The organism is Limnohabitans sp. Rim28, assembly GCF_000293865.2.
Taxonomy (GTDB): Bacteria; Pseudomonadota; Gammaproteobacteria; order Burkholderiales; family Burkholderiaceae_C; genus Limnohabitans_A.
On record NZ_ALKN02000009.1, the window covers coordinates 123426 to 147159 of the forward strand.

The 23734-nt window shown below is 54.5% G+C and carries 23 protein-coding genes; 10 read left to right on the forward strand and 13 right to left on the reverse strand.

What is annotated here, in order from left to right; all coding sequences use genetic code 11:
• The first annotated feature begins 155 nt into the window (after positions 1–155).
• Positions 156–404, forward strand: coding sequence for a hypothetical protein (locus B472_RS11725; RefSeq protein ID WP_133176089.1), 249 nt, complete (start codon positions 156–158; stop codon positions 402–404).
• Between the two features lie 53 nt (positions 405–457).
• Here B472_RS11725 and B472_RS11730 read toward each other — a convergent pair whose 3' ends face one another.
• Positions 458–1228: a class II aldolase/adducin family protein gene (locus tag B472_RS11730; protein WP_019427122.1), complete on the reverse strand. Its 771-nt coding sequence runs from the start codon at positions 1226–1228 to the stop codon at positions 458–460.
• Between the two features lie 225 nt (positions 1229–1453).
• Here B472_RS11730 and B472_RS11735 point away from each other — a divergent pair, with 225 nt between their 5' ends.
• Positions 1454–2458 (forward strand): tripartite tricarboxylate transporter substrate binding protein, encoded by a 1005-nt coding sequence (locus B472_RS11735; RefSeq protein WP_019427123.1) that lies wholly within the window; start codon positions 1454–1456, stop codon positions 2456–2458.
• Between the two features lie 27 nt (positions 2459–2485).
• Here the strand turns inward: B472_RS11735 and B472_RS11740 are convergent, their stop codons facing one another.
• From B472_RS11740 to B472_RS11750, 3 genes are read right to left on the reverse strand one after another with little or no spacing between them, the layout of a single operon-like run.
• A complete protein-coding gene (locus B472_RS11740; protein ID WP_026039571.1) occupies positions 2486–3130 on the reverse strand; it encodes a histidine phosphatase family protein in 645 nt (214 codons plus the stop codon).
• 12 nt (positions 3131–3142) lie between these two features.
• Positions 3143–4048 (reverse strand): alpha/beta fold hydrolase, encoded by a 906-nt coding sequence (locus B472_RS11745; protein WP_369908295.1) that lies wholly within the window; start codon positions 4046–4048, stop codon positions 3143–3145.
• Positions 4045–5154 carry a VWA domain-containing protein gene (locus B472_RS11750; RefSeq protein ID WP_019427126.1) on the reverse strand — a complete coding sequence of 370 codons (1110 nt, stop codon included), beginning with the start codon at positions 5152–5154 and terminating at the stop codon, positions 4045–4047. The genes B472_RS11745 and B472_RS11750 overlap by 4 nt, the downstream gene beginning before the upstream one ends.
• Positions 5155–5384: 230 nt before the next feature.
• On the opposite strand from B472_RS11750, the gene B472_RS11755 reads away from it, so the two are divergent.
• The 6 genes from B472_RS11755 to B472_RS11780 all read left to right on the forward strand — a co-directional run bounded on the left by B472_RS11755 (position 5385) and on the right by B472_RS11780 (position 11095).
• Positions 5385–6155, forward strand: coding sequence for a serine protease (locus B472_RS11755; protein ID WP_019427127.1), 771 nt, complete (start codon positions 5385–5387; stop codon positions 6153–6155).
• 17 nt (positions 6156–6172) lie between these two features.
• Positions 6173–7210 carry a MoxR family ATPase gene (locus B472_RS11760; protein WP_019427128.1) on the forward strand — a complete coding sequence of 346 codons (1038 nt, stop codon included), beginning with the start codon at positions 6173–6175 and terminating at the stop codon, positions 7208–7210.
• Complete coding sequence (locus B472_RS11765; RefSeq protein WP_019427129.1) at positions 7200–8093, forward strand: DUF58 domain-containing protein; 894 nt, start codon at positions 7200–7202, stop codon at positions 8091–8093. Before B472_RS11760 ends, B472_RS11765 begins: the two co-directional genes overlap by 11 nt.
• Positions 8086–9087: a VWA domain-containing protein gene (locus tag B472_RS11770; RefSeq protein ID WP_019427130.1), complete on the forward strand. Its 1002-nt coding sequence runs from the start codon at positions 8086–8088 to the stop codon at positions 9085–9087. The genes B472_RS11765 and B472_RS11770 overlap by 8 nt, the downstream gene beginning before the upstream one ends.
• A 196-nt stretch (positions 9088–9283) precedes the next feature.
• The gene (locus B472_RS11775) at positions 9284–10288 is read left to right on the forward strand and encodes a tripartite tricarboxylate transporter substrate binding protein (protein ID WP_019427131.1); all 1005 of its coding nucleotides are present in this window, start codon (positions 9284–9286) and stop codon (positions 10286–10288) included.
• A gap of 3 nt (positions 10289–10291) precedes the next feature.
• The gene (locus B472_RS11780; protein WP_019427132.1) at positions 10292–11095 is read left to right on the forward strand and encodes an alpha/beta fold hydrolase; all 804 of its coding nucleotides are present in this window, start codon (positions 10292–10294) and stop codon (positions 11093–11095) included.
• On the opposite strand, the gene B472_RS11785 is transcribed toward B472_RS11780, so the two are convergent.
• The 6 genes from B472_RS11785 to B472_RS11810 form a co-directional block, all read right to left on the reverse strand.
• Positions 11092–12072, reverse strand: a complete 981-nt coding sequence (locus B472_RS11785; RefSeq protein WP_026039573.1) for a tripartite tricarboxylate transporter substrate binding protein — start codon at positions 12070–12072, stop codon at positions 11092–11094. The genes B472_RS11780 and B472_RS11785 overlap by 4 nt on opposite strands.
• A 12-nt stretch (positions 12073–12084) precedes the next feature.
• Positions 12085–13089 (reverse strand): dihydrodipicolinate synthase family protein, encoded by a 1005-nt coding sequence (locus B472_RS11790; RefSeq protein WP_019427134.1) that lies wholly within the window; start codon positions 13087–13089, stop codon positions 12085–12087.
• A gap of 231 nt (positions 13090–13320) precedes the next feature.
• Positions 13321–14181, reverse strand: coding sequence for a TauD/TfdA family dioxygenase (locus B472_RS11795; protein ID WP_026039574.1), 861 nt, complete (start codon positions 14179–14181; stop codon positions 13321–13323).
• A gap of 11 nt (positions 14182–14192) precedes the next feature.
• The gene (locus tag B472_RS11800) at positions 14193–15179 is read right to left on the reverse strand and encodes a tripartite tricarboxylate transporter substrate binding protein (protein ID WP_040505946.1); all 987 of its coding nucleotides are present in this window, start codon (positions 15177–15179) and stop codon (positions 14193–14195) included.
• Positions 15180–15309: 130 nt separating this feature from the next.
• The gene (locus B472_RS11805; RefSeq protein ID WP_019427137.1) at positions 15310–16275 is read right to left on the reverse strand and encodes a tripartite tricarboxylate transporter substrate binding protein; all 966 of its coding nucleotides are present in this window, start codon (positions 16273–16275) and stop codon (positions 15310–15312) included.
• 2 nt (positions 16276–16277) lie between these two features.
• Complete coding sequence (locus B472_RS11810; protein WP_019427138.1) at positions 16278–17963, reverse strand: CocE/NonD family hydrolase; 1686 nt, start codon at positions 17961–17963, stop codon at positions 16278–16280.
• Positions 17964–18099: 136 nt separating this feature from the next.
• Between B472_RS11810 and B472_RS11815 the strand changes: the two genes are divergently transcribed.
• Complete coding sequence (locus B472_RS11815) at positions 18100–18618, forward strand: MarR family winged helix-turn-helix transcriptional regulator (protein ID WP_019427139.1); 519 nt, start codon at positions 18100–18102, stop codon at positions 18616–18618.
• A gap of 98 nt (positions 18619–18716) precedes the next feature.
• On the opposite strand, the gene B472_RS11820 is transcribed toward B472_RS11815, so the two are convergent.
• The 3 genes from B472_RS11820 to B472_RS11830 are packed head-to-tail and all read right to left on the reverse strand — an operon-like array spanning position 18717 to position 21701.
• The gene (locus tag B472_RS11820) at positions 18717–19511 is read right to left on the reverse strand and encodes a crotonase/enoyl-CoA hydratase family protein (RefSeq protein ID WP_019427140.1); all 795 of its coding nucleotides are present in this window, start codon (positions 19509–19511) and stop codon (positions 18717–18719) included.
• Positions 19483–20532, reverse strand: coding sequence for an acyl-CoA dehydrogenase family protein (locus tag B472_RS11825; RefSeq protein WP_019427141.1), 1050 nt, complete (start codon positions 20530–20532; stop codon positions 19483–19485). Before B472_RS11825 ends, B472_RS11820 begins: the two co-directional genes overlap by 29 nt.
• A gap of 11 nt (positions 20533–20543) precedes the next feature.
• Entirely contained in the window at positions 20544–21701 is a 1158-nt protein-coding gene (locus B472_RS11830) for an acyl-CoA dehydrogenase family protein (RefSeq protein ID WP_019427142.1), read from the reverse strand.
• 341 nt (positions 21702–22042) lie between these two features.
• On the opposite strand from B472_RS11830, the gene B472_RS11835 reads away from it, so the two are divergent.
• Positions 22043–23731, forward strand: coding sequence for an amidohydrolase family protein (locus tag B472_RS11835; protein ID WP_019427143.1), 1689 nt, complete (start codon positions 22043–22045; stop codon positions 23729–23731).
• The last annotated feature ends 3 nt before the right edge of the window (positions 23732–23734 follow it).

The following is a 23734-nucleotide window of genomic DNA, read 5'->3' on the forward strand; positions in this document are numbered from 1 at the left end:
CTCCATGAGATGCGCGCATGGCCAGCGAACAAATAAACCCCATGCGTAACAGTTTATTTACAAAATAAATTGTCAGATTTTTGTTACATTGATCTAATATGGCGCTGAGATCAGGTCAACCACCAATCCAGGTGGTCCTCATCCAGGAGATTCGCTTGAACATTTACATCTATCTGTTCCTCTTGTTTGGCCTTGTTTTCGGCCTCTCAACGTTCTCTTACATGCACCTCTTCAGCGAGGGGCCGCACAAGGTGGATACGCCAGAAGGTGGCTCCACTTTGGGCGGTCGCGTGTTGTGGGCCATGGTCTGCACTTTCTTGTGGCCCATCATGGTCCTCACGGGTCTCAACTCAGCCAGGATACTGGCCAAGCGCAAACGGCAGACAGTCGCTGCGAACCCCTGAGCCGCGGCGCCGAGGTTGCCGCCGACGTCAAATTGACCTTCCGCCTTGATGGCTCAATCCGCATAGCCTGGATTGACGCGATCCAGGATGCGCATATTGGCTTCAAAATAAAGCCTCTCGCGGTCGCCTCGGGGGTGGCGGTCATTGCCAGAAGGCTGAAGGACACGTTGAATGACATCGTCAGCCAAGATGTTCAAGGACTTGCCCGTGCTCATGGCCAAGACTTGTGTTTGGCAAGCTTTTTCAAGTTTATACAAGCGGCGATAAGCCTGAGCCACCGTATCGCCAATGGTCACAACACCATGGTTTTTCATGAACAAAACGGTCTTGTCACCCATCAAGGCAGCCAGACGTTCACCCTCTTCCAAAGACGATGCCAGACCTGTATAGGTATCGTCATAAGCAATGCGTCCATGGAAAAAAGCAGCCGTTTGGGTCGCGGGCAACAAGCGATTGTCTTGCAACATGTTCAGCGCGGTCGCCCACGGTTGATGGGTATGCAAAACAACTTTTGCACCGGTTAAACGGTGCAGGGGGGCGTGAATGCTTTGGGCCGAAAGCTCTACAACGCCCCGCCCTTCCAGGGTCTGCCCTTGCTCGTTAAAAATCATCATGTCGCTGGCCCTGGCTTCTGACCAATGCAAGCCGAACGGCAAAACAAAGTACTGGTTGGGACGGCCGGGCACACATGCTGTGAAATGGTTGTCAATGCCTTCTTCAAAGCCATCCAGGACAGCCATGCGCAAAGCTGCAGCCAAATGAATTTTGATTTCTTGAACAGCCGCATCTTGCGCGCCAACGGTTGGGAGTGGGTAAACAGACATTTAGAGATCAAAGCGGTGATGTGGATGGCTTAAGACTACGCGATGTGGGTCAAAATTCAAGCGCTGCAACCCTAAACCGTGCAACTCTGGTGACTTGAAGTCAGCTCTCGAATACCCAACAGTCCAAGAAGGTCTTGCACTTCACAAACATTTCCAATAATCTGAGCTCCTAACTCTTAAAGTCATGCATTTGGGAGTTCGATTTCAATAACTAGGAGACATCACATGGCATTCATCAAATTAAAACCCTCATTTTCTTGGGTCACATCTTTGGCGGTTTCAGTGGGCATGGCTGGCGCATTGCTGTCATCGCCAGCCGCCTTGGCACAGGCTTTTCCCAATAAACCCCTGCGACTGATTTGCCCCTTCCCCCCTGGCGGTGCTGTGGATATCGCTTCGCGGGCCATTGCGCAAGAACTGTCCAAAAATTTAGGCCAGCCTGTGACCGTCGAAAACAGGCCTGGTGCAGGCGGGAACATTGGTGGCGCCGAAGCGGCCCGAGCCAACCCTGACGGTTACACCATTTTCATGACCACCAGTGGCATCCAAGCCATCAACCCGGTGCTGTACGCCAAGATGCCCTTCGACCCCAGCAAAGACTTGGTCCCCGTCTCTGCTTTGGTTTCTTTGAACAATGTCTTGGTTTTACACCCTTCCATCAAAGCGAACTCGGTGCCTGAAGTCATCGCGATGGCCAGATCGCAGCCCGGAACCATGAATTACGCTTCCAGCGGAAGCGGCACCAGCATTCACATGTCAGGTGAAATGTTCAAATCTCTGACTGGCGTCAACATCACGCACATCCCTTACAAAGGCAGCGCCCCCGCCATGACCGACCTTCTGGGTGGGCAAGTCATGATGATGTTTGACAACATCCCGTCTGCCATTCCTCACATCAAATCAGGCAAGCTCAAGGCACTCGCCACAACGGGGGCCAAGCGTGATCCCTTGCTGCCCGAATTGCCAACCTTGGCAGAAGCCGGCATATCGGGCTATGAGTCTGGCGTGTGGTTTGGTTTGGCTGTGCCCGCCAACACACCTCGCGACGTGATCATGAAACTGAACGCTGAAGCCATCAAAGGCACAAGATCACCCGAATTCGTGAAGCGAATGACCGAGCTGGGTTACAACATCATGGGCACAAGCCCTGAGGTCATGTCCGACATGAGCAGGGCCGAAGTGCAACGTTGGGGTCCGATTGTCAGAGCCTCTGGTGCCAAGGCAGACTGAACCCTGCAATGTTGAAGGGGCAGGCAGTTATTGGTCTCCATAAAATTTTATTTTTCCCAGCAACCTGGGTTTTACACCGGGTTCGAAGACCGCTGCCTCCCCTTCCTCTAAGAAAATTCTGGCTTCAGAAAGTCCAAAGTCACTGCTGAGCACGCCTTGGGTAAAGGTGACACCGTGCCCAACGTACACATTGTTTTTGCCCGATGGTGCTTTGTTGAAAAACCCCGTGGTCGGGATCGATCGCAAAGCTCTGTCTAAGTCTGGCTTGAACACACCAGGCCGAACCACCAACACGTCTGTCGATGTCCCTCTGCCAAAAGCCAGCTTGGCGGTTTCTTCACAACGACAAAAACTGCTGGTGTACACCTCGCCAATTGGAATATGGAGTTCTTTGATCCGTTGGCCTATCCGCCGACTTTGCGCCCTGCCCTCATCGTTGAGCTGGCGCGAACCAGACGAACAGTCATAGGGCCGTTCCGTGGGCGGATTGAACTTGACAGGGTCCTTGCCAGGCGTGATGGCGTGCCTGAAAAAGATATTCAAACCGCCTTGCTGCAATCTCTCAATCAACTGTTGTTCTTGCGCTTGCGAAAAGCCCGTCGACAACAACAGGATCCATCCAAGAAATCCAGAAATTTTTCTTCTCGAGATACGCATTTTTAAAACGAACATCCAGAACGCGATTTATTTTTCAAGCCAAGCCAAGATTTGATCGGTAACCGCCTGCGGCTGTTCTCGGTGCAGAAAATGGCCTGCATTGTTGATCAGTTGAAACTCGTATTCCGAAGTGAAGTACTGAGATTGATCCAGCATCAGCTCAGCACGCAGGTCCTCTGCACCGCACAGTGCAAGCGTGGGCACACCAATGGGACGCGCCATTTTGTTCCTTAAATCTGCGTGCTCAGGATTGGATTTTTCCTGGTCAAACATCGCACGGTAATAGCCCAAGGTGGCCGTTAAAACCCCGGGTTGAGACAACATGTGCTTGATGCTGCGAATGTGATCTTCGTCTTGGAATCCCTCAACTGTCCAGTAGGCCCACAGGTAATCAATGAAGGCCATGTCATTTTGCAATATCGCTTTTTCAGGCAAGTCTTTCAGTTGAAAAAACCACCAATGGAATGACCGATGAATGTGCTTGGCCTCCAGAATACTTTGCCCGACCTTTTCGGGATGAGGGACAGCCATCAGAACAGCGCGCTTGAACAATTCTGGATACGCCGCCAAAAGGCCATAGCCAATGATTGCGCCCCAATCTTGTCCCACCAAATGACAGGTTTCGTGCCCGCAAAGCTTTTGCGTGAACTGCGCAAGCTCATGAACCAGTGTGGCCTTGTCATAAAAACCGTCCAATGGAACCTCTGTGGGGGGATAGCCCTTGAGGTAAGGCGCTATCACCCGATACCCCTGCCCACTCAGCGCTTCGATCTGGTGACGCCAAGTCAAAGCATGGTCAGGAAAACCATGCAACAGAATCACTGTGGGTCCGGTGCCTTGCTCAAGGTATGCAAACTTCAAGTGACCCACTTGAATGAATTGATTCTCGACATTTTTCATGTCAAACACCCGTACTGATCTCGCCTTGCTCATGGCTGAGCATGGCGAAAAGTTCGCATCGGACCAGGATCCCCCAGGCGAAACCAAAGGGCCGACAAAACAAGGGCCAGCATCACCATGAGCAAAGCAGCGCCAGAAAGCAGAGCCGTGATTTCTGTGTCTCTTTTTTCCAAGGTGAATTGGTTCGACAAGTGCTGATAAACTTTTTTCAGGTCGTCCGCAGATCCTGCTTTGAAATATTCAGCCTCTGTGATCTTGGCGACTGCTTTGAGTGATTCTTCATCGACCTGGGTAAAAAACGAACTGCCCTCAAAGCCTGGGATGAAACCGTTAGGGGTTCCAAACCCCACGGTGTAAACACGAACACCCAAGTCGGCTGCTTTTTGAGCCGCCCACAAAGGGTCGGGACCTGACGTTCTGCGGCCGTCGGTCAACAAGACAATGGCACCCCCTTTGAAGGAACCTGGGGGCTCAGGCGCGCGCTCTTTTTCGGGCGGCTTGGCATCCAAGCTGCGCCCCCCATTGTTCAGGCCACCCCCAGCGGCACCACCGAAGCCCGCGGGGCTGGGAGGAAAGAGCAGCTTTTCCAAATCAAGCTTGGCCTCAGGCCGCAGCGTGGCCAAAGCCATCAACAAACCACTGCCCGTCGCGGTGCCTCTTTGCAATTGAAAACGGTCAATGGCTTCGACCAATTCATCCCGCTGCGGGGTCACGTGCTGCACAACTTGCGCGTTGGCGGCAAAGGACACGATGCCCACTCGGATGTTGGGGGGCAAATCTTGCAAAAAATCTTTGGCCGCTTTTTGCGCCGCTTTGATGCGACTGGGATCCACATCTTCGGCAAGCATGCTGCGAGAGACATCCATGGCCATGACCAGGGTCATGTAATCGGCTGGCAAGGTGACCCGCGCCACGGGCCTGGCAGAGGCAAACAACAACAGCCCCATGGCCACGAACAAGATCGCTGGCGGAACATGGCGTCGCCATGCAGAAGGGGTCTCGATGTTTTGCACAATCCATGAGACCGCTGAAAAAGAAACCACCTGTTGACGTTTGCGCCTCAACAGCCAAACATACACGCCTGCCAGCAGGGGCAGCAGCACAAAAGACCAAAGCATCAAGGGCTGTAGGAATTGCATCTTTATCAGGGTTTAAGCCAGTTTCGCCAATTTACCATTGACGCTTATGCTGTGGGTCATTTATGAAACGAGATGCCGTTTTCAGCAAAAGTCACCGTCCAAGGGGCACGGGTGCACTTGCGTCTGAGTTGAATCCTCAAATACCTGACGCATCTTTGTCCACATCTACCTCGAAAACACCCAAAAACCGATACCTTGATTTAAAGAAAATCAAAACTCGATCAGATTTATTGGCCGTTTTTTTGTTCGGCGTCCTCGTCAGCTTGTTGTGTGTGGGGGTTTTCTCCAACGCATTTGAAAAACAACAAACCCTCACGCAAAAAGACATTGATGCAGCAGTTTTGCACACGCTTCAATCCAAAGAATTGCCTTCCCCAAGCAGCAAAGCAGCCGCTGCGGTCCAAGGCGCAGTGGTCCGTGTTCTGGCTTTTGCCGCAGATCCTAAAAACAAAAATACCGACATTGAGAGCGGCGTAGGCACCGGAGTCGTCATCAAGGACGATGGCACGATACTGACCAATTTTCATGTGGTGGCCGGCGCTAAAAAACTGCGCGTCACTTTTTTCGATGGCACAGAAACCGATGCGTTTGTGGTCAGTGTCCAGGCCGACAAAGATTTGGCCGTTTTGAAGCCTCAAAAAATTCCGGACGATTTGGAGGCGGCCATTTTGGGCTCCAGCCAACAACTGGTGCCGGGCGATCTGGTGGTGGCCGTCGGCTTTCCTTATGGAATTGGCCCGTCGGTGTCATCGGGTGTGGTGTCCGGCTTGAATCGACACTTCAAATCACCCGACGGTCAACAAATGCTCACAGGCTTGATCCAATTTGACGCAGCAGCCAATCCCGGCAACTCAGGCGGGCCCTTGGTCAACACCTCAGGCGAAGTGGTTGGCATTGTCACGGCCATCTTGAACCCCACTTCAGCGCGTACTTTCATCGGCATTGGCTTTGCCACCACCATTGAAAGTGCCGGCAGCGCTGTGGGTCTGCCACCTTTTTAAAATTCAAAGGAACACATATGGCGAATGCAACTGAGGCTTGGCGCGGTGCCCATCGGTCCACGCACAACACCGAACCCGAAAAAGCTGCAGCCCTGATGCAGCGTTTGTTGTACGAAGTCAAAAGGGTGGTGGTCGGACAAGACGTGTTTTTAGAGCGCGTCCTGATTGCTTTGCTGGCACAGGGGCATCTGCTCATTGAAGGTGTTCCCGGCCTCGCCAAAACACTGACCGTCAACACATTGGCGAAATCGCTCAACGGCAGTTTCAGTCGCATCCAATTCACGCCGGATTTGCTGCCCGCTGATTTGATTGGCACACGCATCTTCAACCAACAGACCAGTGAATTCAGCACCGTGCTGGGTCCCGTCTTTGCCAATCTTTTGCTGGCCGATGAAATCAACCGAGCGCCCGCCAAAGTTCAAAGCGCTTTGCTTGAAGTGATGCAAGAGCGTCAAGTCACCATCGCAGGACAAACGCACCGTGTTCCTTCGCCTTTTTTGGTCATGGCGACACAAAATCCGATCGAGACAGAAGGAACCTATCCACTGCCTGAAGCCCAGGTTGACCGCTTCATGATGAAGGTTCTGATTGACTATCCAACCGAGGACGAAGAATTCGTCATCGTTCAAAGGGTCATCGCCGGAGGCGCTCAAGCAACGGGCGTTGTGAGCCTTGAGGAACTCCAATCGCTGCAAGTACAGTGCCGGCACTGCTACGTGGACCCCAGCTTGGTTCACTATGCGGTCAAACTGGTATCAGCGACCCGTTTCCCGGAAAAATATGGCCTGGCATCCATCCAGGGATGGATCAGCTTCGGCGCCAGCCCCCGAGCCAGCATTGGCCTCATCGAAGGTGCACGCGCATTGGCATTGCTTCGCGGACGTGATTACGCTTTGCCCCAAGATGTGGCCGATTTGGTTCCCGATGTCCTGAGGCATCGCTTGGTGTTGTCCTATGCCGCATTGGCCGAAGGCAAAAATGCAGACACGTTGATCCAAGAGGTGATGCGTGCTGTGCCGATGCCTGACCAGCCGCTGGAAGCGCATGTCCGCTGAGGCCTTGCTCCAACATTTGGAGTGGACAGTCATCCGACGTCTGGACGGCTTGCTCCAAGGCGATCACAGAACACTGTTCAGAGGATCGGGTTTGGAATTGGCAGACCTGCGCGAATACCAAGCCCAAGACGATGTGAGACACATCGACTGGAATGTGACGGCTCGGATGCAAACACCTTTTGTGCGAGAGCATCAAGAAGACCGGGAAATCCATGCCTGGTTTTTATTGGACTTGAGCGGCTCCATGGACTTTGGCAGCACCGATGTGAGCAAGCGTGATGTGATGCTGCGCTTCGTGGGCGTGATGGCCAAACTGCTCATGAAGCGCGGAAATCGAATCGGTGCCTTAGTCTTGAACCCTGCGGAGCCTGAAGGCTACAAGTACATTCCTGCACGCATGCACAGACGGCACCTGTTGCACTTGCTGCATGTCTTAGAGACATCACCCGTCACCCAGCAATCCCATCAAACCCGATTGACCGATTGGCTGAGAAAAGCCAATGGCTTGTTGAAACGCAGGTCCAGCGTGTTTGTGGTGTCTGACTTCATGGGTGCTTTTGACTGGGCCACAGAACTGAGCGCACTGAGCCAACGACACGACACGGTTGCGGTGCGTTTGGCTGACCCCGCAGAAATCAGCCTGCCCAACGCAGGCCTGGTGTTGCTGCAAGATTCAGAAACCTCGGAGCAATTGCTGCTGGACACCGCCAACCCAAAATTCAGGGCCCGGTATGCCCAAACGGTTGAAAAGAGAGAGCAGCAGCTGGCTGACGCGTTTGCACACGCAGGCGTTGATGCCTTGGAACTGTCAACAGATGAAGATTTGGCAAGTGCGTTGATTCGTTTCTCTGAATTGAGAAAACGGAGAGTTTGGCGTGCCTGATTTCAACTCCATCTATTTTTTGTGGCCCATGCTGCTGTGGGCATGTGCGCTGGTTCCTGCCCTTGCGCTTGTTTACGCGCTGAAGACCCGCAAGAGACCTCCCGTCGTTCTTGGCTTGGGGTTATTGCTGCTGTGCATCGCATTGGCAAGGCCACAAACGGTGTTGATGACCCCCGTGCGTGATGCCGTGGTGATGCTGGTGCTGGACACATCTGGCAGCATGCGCGCCAAAGATCTGCAACCATCACGCATTGAAGTGGCGCAAAAAGCTGCCCAACAATTCATTGAAGACAAGCCCCGCAGATTGCGCGTCGGTTTGGTGACCGTGGCGGGCACTGCGGCCCTGGCACAAGCCCCAACCGAAGATCGTGATGTTTTGTTGAAAGCGATCGATTACCTGCCCCTGCAATATGGCTCTGCCTTGGGTACCGGGATCTTGGTGTCGCTTGAGGCTTTGCTGCCTGGTGCCGGCATTGATGCGCAAAAGATCATCAACGAATCTGCTGAGGCAGGTGGCGCCAAAAACCAAGCCAACTCAGGCCAATCCTTGGACGATAGAAAAACAGCCCCCAACACGGCCAACCCATCGACAGGCCAAGGGCGACAAATGGCCATCGTTTTGATGAGCGATGGACAAAGCAACATGGGGCCAGAGCTGAAGCAAATGGCCGATTTGGCCGCCACGCACCAAGTCAAAATTTACACCGTTGGCATCGGCACCACAGAAGGCGATGTGGTTCAAATGCAGGGCCGCAGCATGCGCGTCAAGTTAGAGGATGAGGCACTCCAAAAAGTTTCCGCCATCACACAAGGCGAATATTTCAAAGCCGACAGTGCCCAAGCCTTGAAGCGCATTTACAACCAGTTAGGCCATCGGCTTCGGTTTGAAAAACGCGCCATGAGCGAGGTCACCGCCTATGTGTCAATTTTGGGTCTGCTGCTTGTCTTGGCCAGCGTAGCGCGAAGCTTTGTCAGGATGGGGAAAATCATTTGAGGCGGTTGTCAGCAACCGCCTTATGGCGAACTCTTCATGCCGCTCTCCAAGACCTGCCCTGAATCGCCCCGGATTTTGCAGAGGCTCCACACCCTTGAGGTGGATCAGACGCAACGCTTGCGGCTCATGCATAGAGTTAACACCAATATCAAATTCAAACAGGCAGCTTACAGTTAATCCATCAAGAAGGAATTTTATGATAATCGTCAAAATATTTAGAGATTCCCCCAAAATCAACTTAGCGGTTATTTCATTAGCCCTTGCATTATTTTCCCCGTTTATTGCCAATGCTCAAAATGCCACAAATTATCCACAAAAACCAATAAAAATTTTAGTCGGATTTTCACCGGGTGGCGTGCCAGATATCATTGGCCGAGTTTTAGCACCCAAATTCACCGAAACTTGGAAGCAACCCGTCGTCGTCGAAAACAGGGTTGGTGCAGGTAGCAATATCGCGGCTCAAGCGCTGGCCAGCTCCGCAGCTGATGGCTATACTTTATTATCGGTTTCTTCTGCGCATGCGATTTCGCCTGCGATTTACCAGAAGTTACCCTACGATGCTTCAAAAGATTTTGCAGGCATCACACTCACAGCCACAGGGCCGGCCTTGGTCATCGTCTCGCCGGAGTTGAATGTCAATAATATGCGCGAGTTGATCGCTCTGGCCAAAAGCAAGCCAGGCCAATTCAATTATTCTTCTGCGGGCGTGGGCAGTGGCTCACAATTTGCGGCTGAATTGCTGAAATCACAAGCTGGCATTCAATTGACCCATATTCCATTCAAAGGTATACCCGAAGCGCTGACGGATACCATGGCCGGACGAACACATATTTTCATATCACCGTACGCCAGCGCCATTAATTTAGTCAGGGAAGGCAAAGCAAAAGCCATTGCCGTGACAAGCACAAGTCGTATGCCGGATTTGCCGAATATGCCGACCGTTGCAGAGTCGGGGCTTCCTGGTTACAAGTGGATATTTTGGTATGGACTGATGGCCCCTGCCAACACACCCAAAGATATCATTCAAAAAGTCCAAGCGGAAGTTGTCTCTGCACTGAAACAACCGTTGGTAACTCAGCGCTTTAGCAGCTTAGGGATTGAGCCCATCACCAATTCACCCGAAGCTTTTGATCAACTGGTGAGAGATGAAATCCAATTGTTCAAGAAATTAGCAAGCGATGCGGGCATCAAGGCAGATTGAACCATGGCATTCGTTCACGTCAATGGCATCGATCTTCACTACACGATTGATGGGACACAAGGTCCTTGGATTTGTTTGTCGCACTCCCTGGCTTGTGATTTGAGTGCTTGGGATTCTCAAGCGGATCTTTTGAAAAAGAATTTTCGTGTGCTCAGATTCGACACACGTGGGCATGGGCAATCCAGTGCGCCGCCTGGGCCCTACACACTGGACGATATGGCCAATGATGTAGAAGGGCTTTTTCTTCATTTAAAAATAGAGAAAGCGCATTGGGTGGGCATTTCAATGGGCGGCATGATTGGCCAAACTTATGCGCTTAAAAATCCTGGTGTTTTTCTTTCATTGATACTGGCAGACTCGACCAGCAGAAGACCCCCTGATGCCATCAGCATGTGGGGAGAGCGGATGAAGGTCGCTCGTTCACTGGGGATGCAAGGGCTTTTGGAAAGCACGCTCAAACGTTGGTTCACCGAAGAGTTTAGGAATAATTATCCAAAAGTCATATCGAAAATTGGACAAGGGATTTTGAATACCTCAACCGACGGCTTTATTGGTTGTTGTGAGGCCATTTCAAAAATTGATTTGCTAGACAGACTCCATGAAATCCATTGTCCAACTTTGATCCTCGTCGGAGAGCACGATCACGGAACCCCTCCCGAGATGTCACTCCAAATGCATCAACAAATCAAGGGATCCGAATTATTCATCATTCCGAATGCCGGTCACATCAGCAACATTGAGCAAGAAGACATTTTCAACTTACAGATCAGTCACTTTTATCAAAAGATAGGTTCGCCCCTCAATTAGTCTATTCGGATGCCAGCCTCTTTCACCACAGCTGCGTAGCGTCGAACATCATTCGTCAGCGTGTTCTGAAAGTCAGCCCTTGGGCGAGGAACCGCCATTTGACCCAGGCCAGACAATTTGGCTTTGATCTCATCTTGGGCCAGTGCTCGATTCAGACTTGAATTGAGCCGATCAAGGATGGCGGCAGGCGTCCCCGCTGGCGCAAGAATTCCGAGATTGCTTGAAATGTCCACATCTCGTATGCCCGATGCCGAAAGCCCGGCGACGTTGGCAACCATCGATGACGGATTTGCACTCAGCACTGACAAGGCCCGCAACCGACCGCCGGCAATGTGCGGGACTGCGCCCGTATCGGCCACGGTGAACTGCACTTCATTGGCCAACAATGCATTCAATGCTGGACCGACACCCTTGTAAGGAATATGAAGAAACCGTACGCCTGCCGAACGTCCCATCAGCTCAGTAATCAAGTGAGGGGCCGCCCCGTTACCACTCGATGAATAGGTGATGGCACCTTGCTGTGCTCTGGCCGCTTGAATCAAATCTTGAACAGAACGATAGGGCGAAGTGCTGTTCACAACCAAAAGAAAAGGCGACTCAGTGACAAAGCCTACGGCCTCGAACGACTTGATGGGGTCATATTGCAAGTTGGCATACAAAGCTGCAGCGGAGGCATGGCTGATGGTGCCTGTGATTAAAAGTGTATGACCATCTGCAGCGGATGCGGCGACGTTGGCTGCAGCGATGGTGGTGCCGGCACCCGGACGATTCTCGACAATGACAGGCTGTCCAAATTCATTCGAAAGCCGTTCGGCCATTGTTCGGGCAGCAACATCCGTGGACCCGCCAGGTGGAAATGGCACAACAAGGCGAATTGATCGGGTGGGAAATGTCGATTGCGCAAAAGACGGAATTGATGATGTGGTTAAAAAACCAGCAGCAGCACCCAACACAAGACGACGGCTTGGATTCATCATGTACAGCTCCTCTTAAAAGACTTGTTCAGACTGACTTCTGGTGACATTCAGGCCAGCTGCAGTCATCAGCTTAGAAATGACAAGGATTTCTTCAGCCCGGGGACGAGGCATTGGTGCTCGCATCAAGGGCGAGTCGATCAAACCGCGAAGCCACGTCGCAATCTTGTACCGGACATGCAATCGTCCTGGCTCAGCATAGACGTATTCGTGTAACCGAGCCATTCCCCCATTCCAAATTTTTCTGGCCCCTTCCAGATCCAGTCGATCAAAGGCTTCTATGTGTTCCAGCATTGGCTCCATGGCATAGTTAAACGAACCGCTGATGGCACCGTCGAATTGCCAACCTGAGGCCAGGTAGTCGTGAAAAAGGTGCGCGCTTGATGGCATGACGGCCACGTTGGGACAATGTTCACGCAAAGCCCTGGCGATCAAGCGCGCACCTTGTGGTGAATACGTCATTTTCCAACCGATCATGTTGGGTACCGCACGGCACACCGCAAGCGTGGCCTCCAGTGGCAATCCCAGCCCCCACTGCGGCGTGGAATTCGAAATCGGGTGTGCAAACATCGGCAGATCAGCCGCTGCTTGTTGCAATAAGATTTGGTCGATCCAAACCTCTGGATATTTGGCCGCATCCCAGGCAACCGATACATCCATAGAGCCTGCGGGTGGGATGACGAACAGGCCATCGACGCCAAATTCTTTGGCGTCTTGAGCCGCTTCCACCGCATCCTTGGTGGTCCACCCAAAGGTGCCAGCCAAAACAGGCATACGGCCTCCAGCCTCTTCCATCACGATTTTTAAAACACGACGCTTCTCTGCCCGGCTCAGGTAGGCCACCTCACCCGCTTCTGGATTGGCGATGAGACCACCGACTCGAGAAAAACGATGTTCTGCGTAGTACCTGACGATTTGACGTAAACCTTGTTCATCAATTTCATCATCCTTCAGTGGAAGCACCAATGCGGTGTAAAGTTTGTGGGACAGGGTTTTCTGTTCGGTGTGTGTGAGTTTCATCTGGCGGCCTCATTCAATGGTTTTTATTCAGTGGCAAAAATGGCTCCGGGATTCACGTTGGATGCTGCCGTCGAAGCCCCATTGACTCCGAGCACCGACTTGGGCTGGTCATGGATGACCCTGAATTTGCTCGAAAACTTGAGCATTCGGCCACTTGGCGCATCATCTTGCTTCGGTGCATCAGGTCAAATTCGTGTCGATAGCACCTCAGGTACAACGCTTGTATGACCTTCAGACCACAACCTCCTCCGTGGTGGCGCGCCGCAACTCACGGCGAACCCCAAAATCAAACCAACGCCCGCGGTGAAGCGTCGCGGTGTTGTCCCACATGACAAGATCGCCTTCTTGCCAGCGATGCTGATAGACAAATTCACGCTGGGTCGCGTGCTCCATCAAGTCGAGTAGCAGCATACGGCCCTCAGCGAGCGTCATACCCTCGATCTCGCAAGCGTGAATCCCAACGAAAAGAATCTTGCGGCCAGAGCGAGGATCCGTTTGCACCAATGGCCATATTGCCGGAGGAATAGCGTTGCGCTGCTCTTCTGTGTACTGGGTATCACCCAATAGAAAGCGCGAGTGCAGTGCATAGTGAATGGCGTTCAAATCTTGAACTTGCAGTTGACGCCAGTGGGGCAGTTCATCCCAAGCCATTCGTAAATCTGCGAATTCGGTCTCGCCGCCAAAGTCCGGCACAGTGACCGCTGACAACATGGAGTACTTCGCTCGCGGCTTTTGAAAAGAACTGTCACTGTGCCAAAGTTGATTGGCCACATTTCCCACAATTTTGGCGTGCTGACGATCCGCCACCTCTCCGTCAACTTTGACGTTCGAGATGTCAGCCAACTCAGCGAACTCTAACCTGTGCGGGCCGCCTTTGAGTTTTCGCAAACCCATGTCCAGAGGTCCAAGCGACTTGGCAAATGCAATTTGCTGACTTTGCGTTAACGGTTGATTGCGGAAGATTAAAACAGCATGTTGGTCCATGGCATCTTCAACCGCCTTGCGCTGATGCAGCGTCAGTGGCTCGCGCAAGTCGATGCCTGTGGCCTCAGCTGCGAAGGGTTGAAGCGGTTTAAGCTGAAGGGTACTCATAGCGCGCTCCATCATTCCAATTTAATGCCTGCTGTCTTGACGATGGCAGCCCATTTGTCGATGTCTTGTCGAATCTGCGCCGTATATTGATCCGCTGTAGACCCCACAGGCTCCATGCCCAATTGCTGCATGCGAGCGACGACATCGGTACTGCGAACAACCTGACCAATATCCGCGCTGATTTTCTTCAACAATGTCGGTGACATGCCTGCAGGTCCGATGATGCCGATAGCACTGACTGCACTGAAACCGGGGACGGTCTCAGCGATCAATGGTATTTCCGGGTTGGAGACAGCACGTTTAGGACTGGACAGTGCGATGACCTTCATGCGGTTGTCTTTGACATAAGGCATCGAGGAGAACAGCACATCAAACAGCAAGGGCACTCGCCCACCAATCATGTCTTGCTGAGCCGGTGCGCTGCCTTTGTAAGGGACATGCAACAAGGAAATACCGGCCATATGGCTCAACATCTCACCGGCCAGATGCGTCCCGGTGCCGGCACCAGGCGTTGCAAAGCTCAAGCTGCCAGGATTTTTCTTGGCATAGGCGATCAGTTCAGGCATGGTGTTGAAGGGCTGCGAAGGGTGCGCAAACAATCCAAAATGTGCTTGCGCCACTTGAGACACACCCACCAGATCTTTTTTGGTGTCGTACGGCAAGCTTGGCTGCAGGCTGGGATTGATCGTCAGCGCTGTAATGGCCATACCCAATGTATAACCATCTGCTGGCGACTTGGCGACGATGCTGGTGCCCAGCGTGGTTCCAGCACCCGGTTTGTAGTCGACCACGACGGGCTGCTTCCACAACGACTGCAATCCCGTTGAAATGATGCGCGCTACGGTATCGGTTGGCCCGCCTGGTGGAAAGGGTACGATCAACTTGACAGGCTTGTCGGGCCAAGCCTCCAAAGACTGAGCCGCCAAAAACACCGGCGAGAAGGCCGATGCCAGCGCCAAGACGGCCTGTATGGACCGTCTTGCAAAATTCTTGTTCATTCAATGGTCTCCAGTTGATTCACGAGTGCGCCTGATGAGCAGGTGGGCAAAAACATCACAAGGTCATCTTGCGCAAATTAAATTGATTTGCAGTCTCTACACTGCGGCGCGCAGAGACCCGTCCATGAAGTCAATCCACTTTGGCACCAGATGCTTCGACCGCAGGTCGCCAACGTTCTGTATCACGGCGCACGAAGTCTGCAAACTGCTGCACTGACCCACCCACCACATCCAGTCCCTGCCCCGTCAATCCATTGCGGACCTCAGGGTCGTTCAATACCTTGTTGATTTCGGTGTTGAGTCGGCTGATTGTTCCTGCCGGGGTGCCTGCCGGCACCATGACACCTTGCCACCCCACAGCCACAAAGTCTTTCAGCCCGGCTTCAGCCATGGTTGGGACTTCGGGAAAAACATTCGAACGGGTCGCAGAGGTAATTGCAAGAACTTTTATTTTTCCAGACTTGACGTGTTGAGTTGCGCTAACAAGATCATTGGACAAGACCTGAACCTCTTTGGATAAGAGCGCGTTGAGGGCTGGCGCTGCGCCTTTATAAGGAATATGCGTGATGGAAACGCCCGCATGCAATTTAAACAACTCCACGGCCAAATGCGGAAAGGTGCCACTGCCAGCCGAAGCATAGTTCAGGCCTTTTGGATCGGCTTTGGCCAGCGCAATCAGTTCGCTCACCTTGCTCGCCTTGACATCCTCGGCGACCAATAACAGGTTGGGCACATTGACCATGTGTATCACTGGCGCAAATGCTGTTGCCGTGTCATAAGGCAATGTCTTGTACAAGCTTGGGTTGATGGCGATATTGGTGTTTGCAAAGAGCAGTGTATGGCCATCGGCCGTGGCTTTGGCAACAGAATCCGCCCCCAAAATGCCACCAGCACCTGGTTTGTTGTCGACAATCACGGGTTGCCCAAGGGACGCCGACAGGCGCACCCCGATGAGTCGAGCCAATGCATCAGCTGATCCACCTGGGGGAAATGGCACGACAAATCGAATGGGCTTGGTCGGATAGTTTTGCGCTTGGGCCAAGGCCGCGCTGATCAACAGTCCAAACAGAAGGGTCTTGCGCAATATTTTGAACATACTCAGTCTCCGGATGAAGGAATGATGGGAAGCAAAAGGTGAGATGGATGAGTGCCGCCAAATTGGACAACATGCTTGGTTGGAACGGCGTTGCAGGTGTGCACCCAAATGGGGTCTTCGGCCGTCGAGTCCTGGCCCCGGACGTCCAGGACCAAACAATGACCCGCCTTGAACAAATTGGACACCTCTCGGATTTCCATGGCATAAAAATAACTTTGACCGGGCTCCAATTTTTCTTGATTCAAGTGCAACTGACGAGGCCGGTAGTGGGTTGATTTTTCAGTGTCCAGCGCCCGCTGTGATGCGCGCAGCCAACCTTTGGTCAGCACGCGTGAGCTGCCATCGGGTGCCACATCTCGAAGCGTAGCGATCCACGTGGCATCTGGCTGGTCCAGCGTGGCGTTGAAGTAGAAAGCTACCGGACCCGTCACTTCCGTGTCGACTTCAAACGGTTGACTCTGAAAACTGACTGCTGGTGGCAACTGACCTGGTGGCAAGTTGGGTTCATTGAAAAATACAGCCTCTCCACCGCTGGAACTTGATGCAGTTCTCAGCGAACCGTCGGGGCCAAGAAAAAATGGTGTCCATGTCGTCCTGGCAAGAGGCCATTCATGTTCAAAACGGTAGGCGTCCCGCCCTTTGATCAGCAACTCGATGGGCGGCTCATCCATAAAGCCGGTGTCCTTGCCTTTCAGCCAATGGTCATACCAGCGCAGAATCAAATCATGATGATCAGACCAAGGTCTCAGCGGTCCTAGGCGCGAAGGCGTTTCCATCACCAGCAGCTTCTTGGGTGCGTCAATGCCTTGGTAAGCCTCAAATGCACCCGCCAGATGCACCGCCCAACTTGTCCATCGGGTGACCAAGAATGTCGGAATCTTGATCTTGTCGAACATCTTGTACGGTGATCGTTCCCAGTAAAAAGGGCCGTCAAAGGGCTCCAACATCCAGTCAAAAAGCAAAGGGTTTTTGCGGGGATATTTCAACTGAATGTGCAAATAGGGAGATCGCAAAACTTCAGGACTTTCCATCAAGCTGGCCACTCTGCGATCGATCTCTTCAACAGGAAGGCGGTCATAACTCAGCGGCCTCATGCCATCCACGCTCACATGGCCCCACCACTGATGCCAAAAACCTTCATTGAGCAAGCCACCGTGATAAACACTCTGGCGGTACCGATCCGTCAACGCTTCATACGGAACAATGGCTTTCAAATGGGGGGGTTGCTGAGCTGCCACCATGTACTGCATCACTGCAAAGTAAGACATACCCAGCATGCCGCACTGCCCATCGCACCAATCTTGTTCGGCCATCCACTCAATGATGTCGTAACCGTCTTGTTGCTCCTTGGGTCCTTGGTAGCAATATTCACCCTCTGAATCGCCAGAACCGCGTGCATCAGCGATCACATGAACATAGCCACGGCTGACAAAATACTCAGAGTCACCTGCTTCCAAACCCCCATTGCCGATCAAGGGACTCAAGGGTGCTCGTGTGGCTGTCACACGTTGCAGGTCCTTACCGTAATGGGAATAGCTGAGCAAAGCTGGGTATTTTCCTGGACGATCTGGCAAATAGACGTCGCAGGCCAGCTTTGTGCCATCACGGCTGGTGATGAAAATGCCTCGTCGCACCACCATACCGAACTCTGGTTGAGACACTTCACTGCGCCAATCTCGTTCAATCATGTTCTAGGGCTCCAAGGGTTAGCCTCAGCTGATGTAAAGAATCGATTTCAGTCTATGTTGAGTTAGACTGATTGTTGAAAATAACAATCGCTGGTGTTTACCCCAATTCGACTTCTGAAACCCATCAAGACGGTTTATGTCTCTCGACAATCCTCAACGGCTAGAAGATCTTTTGAACTACCGGTTGTCACGCCTGTTAGCGCTCAGCAGCGCGCCAGGTATTCGTCTATTTGAAGGCGGCTATGGGGTATCTCGCCGTGAATGGAGCCTCGTGGGTCTGATCGCTGAAAACGGCAAAATGTCCCCGTCAAAACTGGCTCAAATCGCACACCTCGAACGTGCGCATGTCTCAAAAGCCATCACGGAATTGGTCGCCAAGGGATTACTGGTCAGAAAAACTGCCCCCAACGATGCTCGGCGCGCCCAAATTGATTTGACCGAACAAGGTTTGCAGCTTTACAGGGAGATTTTTCCGCAAATCGCTGCGTTGAATCAATCCGTCGTGAATGTTTTAAGCCCCGATCAATTAAGAATTTTTGATGCGGCGTTGCTTGCACTGACCGACTCGGCAGAGAAGCTGGTGCGCAGTGTCCCGGTCAAAGTCAAAGCGTCAAGACATCTGGGTGAAAGTCGAAGAAGCACAAAATACCCATGAGCGCCATTGAGCCATCCTGACGCAGGACAACACATGGCTGCCCTGTTCATCCATCACTGGCGTGGACTGATCGGGCGGATTCCAAAACATGGCCGATCTCAATCTTTGAATTGGGGTGGGCGTTTCTCAATGAAGGCGTTGACCGCTTCATGGTGGTCGGTGGTCATGTGGGCTATGGCTTGGTAGCCCGCAGAGAGCTCGAGCAAGGATTCCAGTGAGCTGCGCTCGCCCTCACGCAGTAAACGCTTGGTCATGCGCAACACCCCCCCAGGATTGGCCGCGATCTTGCGGGCCAGCGCCAACGCCTCGGGCATCAATTGATCCGGCGCCACCACCCGAGAGACCAGTCCGCATTCCAGCGCCTGCGGGGCACTCAGGGCCTCGCCCGTGAAGGCCATCTCAGCCGCCTTGGATGCGCCCACCGCGCGCGGCAAAAGCCAGGCCCCACCGTCGCCCGGCACGATGCCCACTTTCACAAAACTCTCGGCAAAGGTGGCCTTGTCCGACGCGATGCGTATGTCGCACATGCAGGTCAAGTCCAGCCCCGCGCCAATCGCAGGGCCATTGATGGCGGCGATCACGGGCACATCCAGGTTGTACAGCGCCTTGGGCAGGCGCTGGATGCCGTTGCGGTATTCCTCCCGGATCACATCGGGCATGAGCTGTTGGGTTTGGTAGCGCAGCATGTCCTTCACATTGCCGCCGGAACTGAAGACCGGGCCTTCGGCGGTGAGAATGACCACCCGAATGCTGGTGTCCTTGCCGATGTCGGCACAGGCCTGCACAAACTCTTCGACCGCGGTGTTACCCGTCAGGGCGTTGCGGGTCTCGGGCTGGCTCATGGTGAGGATGGCGATGCTGCCCTCACGGGTGATCTGGAGAAAAGCGCTCATGGGGTTTCTTGATTAAAAAACAAACCACCGTATCGGTGAGTGTGCGAATCTGGTCCAGGCTCAGGGGGTCAGTGCTGTCCAGCAAGGCCTGGCCTAAAACATCGTGCCAGTAAGACTCTGAGCCAGCCGCCTGGCGCCACGCATGCAGCCTGCGGGTGAACAACTGCAGGTCAAACTCGCGTGTGAAGCCGATCGCCCCGTGGATGGCGTGGCTCAGCCCGGCCACTTCGAGCGCTGCCTCGCTGGTGCGGGCCTTGGCCATGGCCACGCGCAAACGGTCGGGCACTTGGCCCGCGGCCGACAGCCCCAACTGTGCGGCCATGCGGGCGGCAAAGGCGTGCTCGGACATGACACTCAGCTGGTGCTGGATCGCCTGGAACTTGCCAATCGGCTTGCCGAACTGCTGGCGGTCGTTGGCGTACTGCAGCGTGCGGCTGAACACGGTCATCAAGGCCCCGGCCAACTGGGCTGCATAAAGGGCCGCTTGCAAGCTGACCAAATCGTGCGCGCCGGGCACAGCTTGTGCAACGTCCCAAACCGTTTGGGGCCAGCTCATCTGTGCATCCAAACAAAAACCGGCCATTTCCAAATGGGCTTCGGCCGCAGACAAGAGACGGCAAAGGCCACCACACGACACCAGCACCCAATCGGCTTGCGTGCCACAACGCACTTGCGCGCATTTCAGACGGCCATCGCTGCTCAGTTGGCCCGTGCCGAACACCACCGAGCCCTTGGGTGCGGACACGCCCGCATGGGCCAGTAAGCCGCGCGCCAACAGGGTCTCGCCCAAAGGCAGGGGCACAGCAAAGCTGCCACACAACTCCAGCACCGGGTAAACGTCGGCCAAAGCCAGACCCGCACCCCCTTCAGATTCGGGCACCAGCGCATCGGCAAAACCCGAAGCCTCCAGCGCTTTCCAAAGGGCTGCGCGCGATTGACCCGCTTCAATGGCGCGCACCACGGCAGGTGTGCATTGGTCCGTCAGCAGCGCCTTGACGGCGTCGGTCAAAAGAGCGTCCATGTTGTTTCCTTTCAGCGCAAACCCAGGCCACGGGCGATCATGCCGCGCAGAATATCGCGCGTGCCGCCGCGCAGCGAGTAGCTGGGCGCCACCTGCGTGATGTAGTTGAGCGTGTTGAGCAGCTCGGCAGGCACATCGGCCGCGTCGCGCGAAAACAAGTCGTCGGCAATCGCGGCCGGAATCAACTGCTCAACGCCTGTGCCCAGGTCTTTGACCAGCGCCGCCTCAACCACAGGACTTTCACCCCGGGTGAGCTTTTCGGTGATGGCGACCGACATGGCGCGCAGCGGTGCCAGCTGGCTCAGGATCTTGCCCGCCAAGCGCTGCGCCTGCGGTGTTCGGCCCTGCGGCGTGCGCACATAAGCCAGCCATTCATCGAACAATGCAATGCTGGAGTACAGCCGCTCGGGCCCACTGCGCTCAAACGCCAGCTCGGCCGTGACCTGCTCCCAGCCTCCGCCTTCTTCGCCCACCAATGCGTCATGCCCCAAGCGCACATTTTCAAAAAAGACTTCACAAAAATGGCTGTCGCCCGATTGGTCCACGATGGGCCGCACCGTCACACCCGGCAAAGACAAGTCCACGATCACCTGCGACAAGCCCTTGTGGCGATCGGTCGTCTCGCCACTGGTGCGCACCAGCGCGATCATGAAGTGGCAGTTGTGGGCGTTCGTGGTCCAGATTTTCTGGCCGTTCAACAACCAGCCCGCATCGCCTTGCACCGCACGGGTTCGCACACTCGCCAAGTCCGAACCCGCGCCGGGTTCGCTCATGCCAATGCAGTAAAAAGCCTCGCCCCGGCAAATGGCCGGCAGGTAGCGCTGTTTTTGCGCTTCGGTGCCGTACTTGAGCAGCAAGGGGCCGCTTTGGCGGTCGGCGATCCAATGCGAGCCGACAGGCGCGCCAAAGTTCAAAAACTCTTCCACCAGCACATAACGCGCAAACGCGCTTCGCCCTGCGCCACCATAAGCGGGCGGGAACGTGATGCCCAGCCAACCCCGGCGGGCCAAGGCTCGGCTGAATTCGGGGTCGTAACCCATCCAAGAACGTGCGCGCACATGGGCAGGTACTCCGCGCATGGCTTCGGACAAAAATGCCCGCACCTCCAGGCGCAGCGCCTCGTCTTGCGCAGGAATGGCCGACGGGTTCAGCGAATCGAGCTGACTCATGCCAACGCCCCTTTTTCAAACAAAGTCTTCATGTATTCACCCGTTGAGGCCCCTCTTTGGCCTGCCGCACAAACGGCACAGCTTGTGCAGCACATTATTTCGGTGCTTGGCGTTTCCGTCCATTGTTGGCATTGCTTTGCGTGACAGCGATCGGGGAACAAAGGCCACCGACCATGGGCCACTTGTGGGTCATGCACGGTAAGGGACCAGGTCACTTGATAAGTCTGGAAAACCCTCGTATCAAACGCGCGACAGGTTTCAGCAGGCAACTGCCTATAGTTCAAAAAAATGTTGGGCATATTCCCCGCGTGCAACTTTCACTGCAGCAAGGTATTTGACAGATGCATGACTTGATCATCCGCAATGCGCAGGTTTACGACGGTTTGGGCGGCCCAGGCCAGACGGCCGACGTGGCCGTTTCGCAAGGCGTCATCACCCACATCGGCCAGGTCGATGGCCCCTCCCGCGAGAACATCGACGCCCAAGGCCTGGCCTTGATGCCCGGCATCGTGGACCTGCACACGCACTACGACGCGCAAGTCACTTGGGACCGCACCATGTCACCCTCACCCGCTTTGGGCGTGACCACGGCAGTCATTGGCAATTGTGGTTTTGGCATCGCACCCTGCCCTGCGCCACTGCGCGAGACCATGCTGAAAAACCTGTCGGTGGTCGAAGGCATGGACCTGCAATCCTTGCTCACCGGTGTGGACTGGCAATTTGAATCTTTTGGCCAATACATGGACCAATTGCGCCGAATTGGCCCGTACGTGAATACCGCCGTTTTCGCTGGCCACTCGGTCATCCGCACCGCCGTGATGGGTGCGGACGGCTCCGCAAAAGTCGATCCCACGCCCGAGCAACTGCAGACCATGCAAGCCCTGGTGCGCGACGCCATGGCACACGGTGCCATTGGCTTTGCGTCTTCGTTCTCACCCAACCACAGCGGTTTCGGCGGGATTCCCATGCCCTCGACCATTGCCTCCGAAAGCGAGTTGCGGGCTTTGGCCGGGGTGTTGGGCGAGAAAAACAAGGGCGTCTTCATGATGGCCACCGGCACCCGCGCCAGCCCCGATGTGATGGAGTCCATCGTTCAAGACACGGGCCGGCCCGGCTACATCTCCACCGTTCTGACCATGTACAACGAAGGCAACCCGGACCTGGGGGCCACCTATTACGAACGCTGCGCCCAAGCCCTGGCACGCGGCCACGAGCTGTATGTGCTGACCAGCTGCCAGCCGCTGTCGTTTGACTTCACCTTGACCGACCCCTACGTGCTGCTGAGCCATGCGGCCTTTGATGCGGTCAAAACCGCCACGGTGGACGCCCTGCCCGGCTTGTACCGCTCGGCCGAATTCCGCGAAACCTTTCGCCAGAACCTGCGCCAGCCCAAGGCGGGTATTTTGTTTTTGGGCAACTGGCGGCACATCGAAGTCGGACCAACCGTGCACCCAGAAAACCAGGCGCTCGAAGGCGTGAGCATCCAAGCGCTGGCCGACCAACGCGGCCTGGACCCGGTGGATGTGTTCTTTGATTTGGCCCTGTCCGAAAACCTGGGCACGCATTTTGTGGGCAAGTTTTTCAACAACAACGACGACGGTGTGGCCCCCTCGCTCAAGCACCCAGCCAGTGTCATCACGCTGTCTGACGCCGGGGCTCACCTCACCTACATGTGCGACGCTGGCTTTGGCTTGTACTTTTTATCGCACTGGGTGCGGGACACCGGCCACTTCAGTTTGGCCGAAGGTGTGCGCCGCCTGACCAGCGAGCCCGCCGACCGCTTTCGCATCCCAGACCGTGGCCGTTTGCAGGTGGGCCTGCCCGCCGATCTGCTGCTGTTCGACCCAGCCACCGTGGGCATCTCCAAACCCTTGCCACGCCAAGACTTGCCCGGCGGCGGTACACGCATGGTGCGCGAGGCGACGGGCGTGCATGGCGTTTGGGTCAATGGCGTGAAAGTACATGACGGTCAGGACTATGTGGAACACCCCCACGGGCCTGGCCAAGTGTTGGACCAATTCAATTCCTGAGGA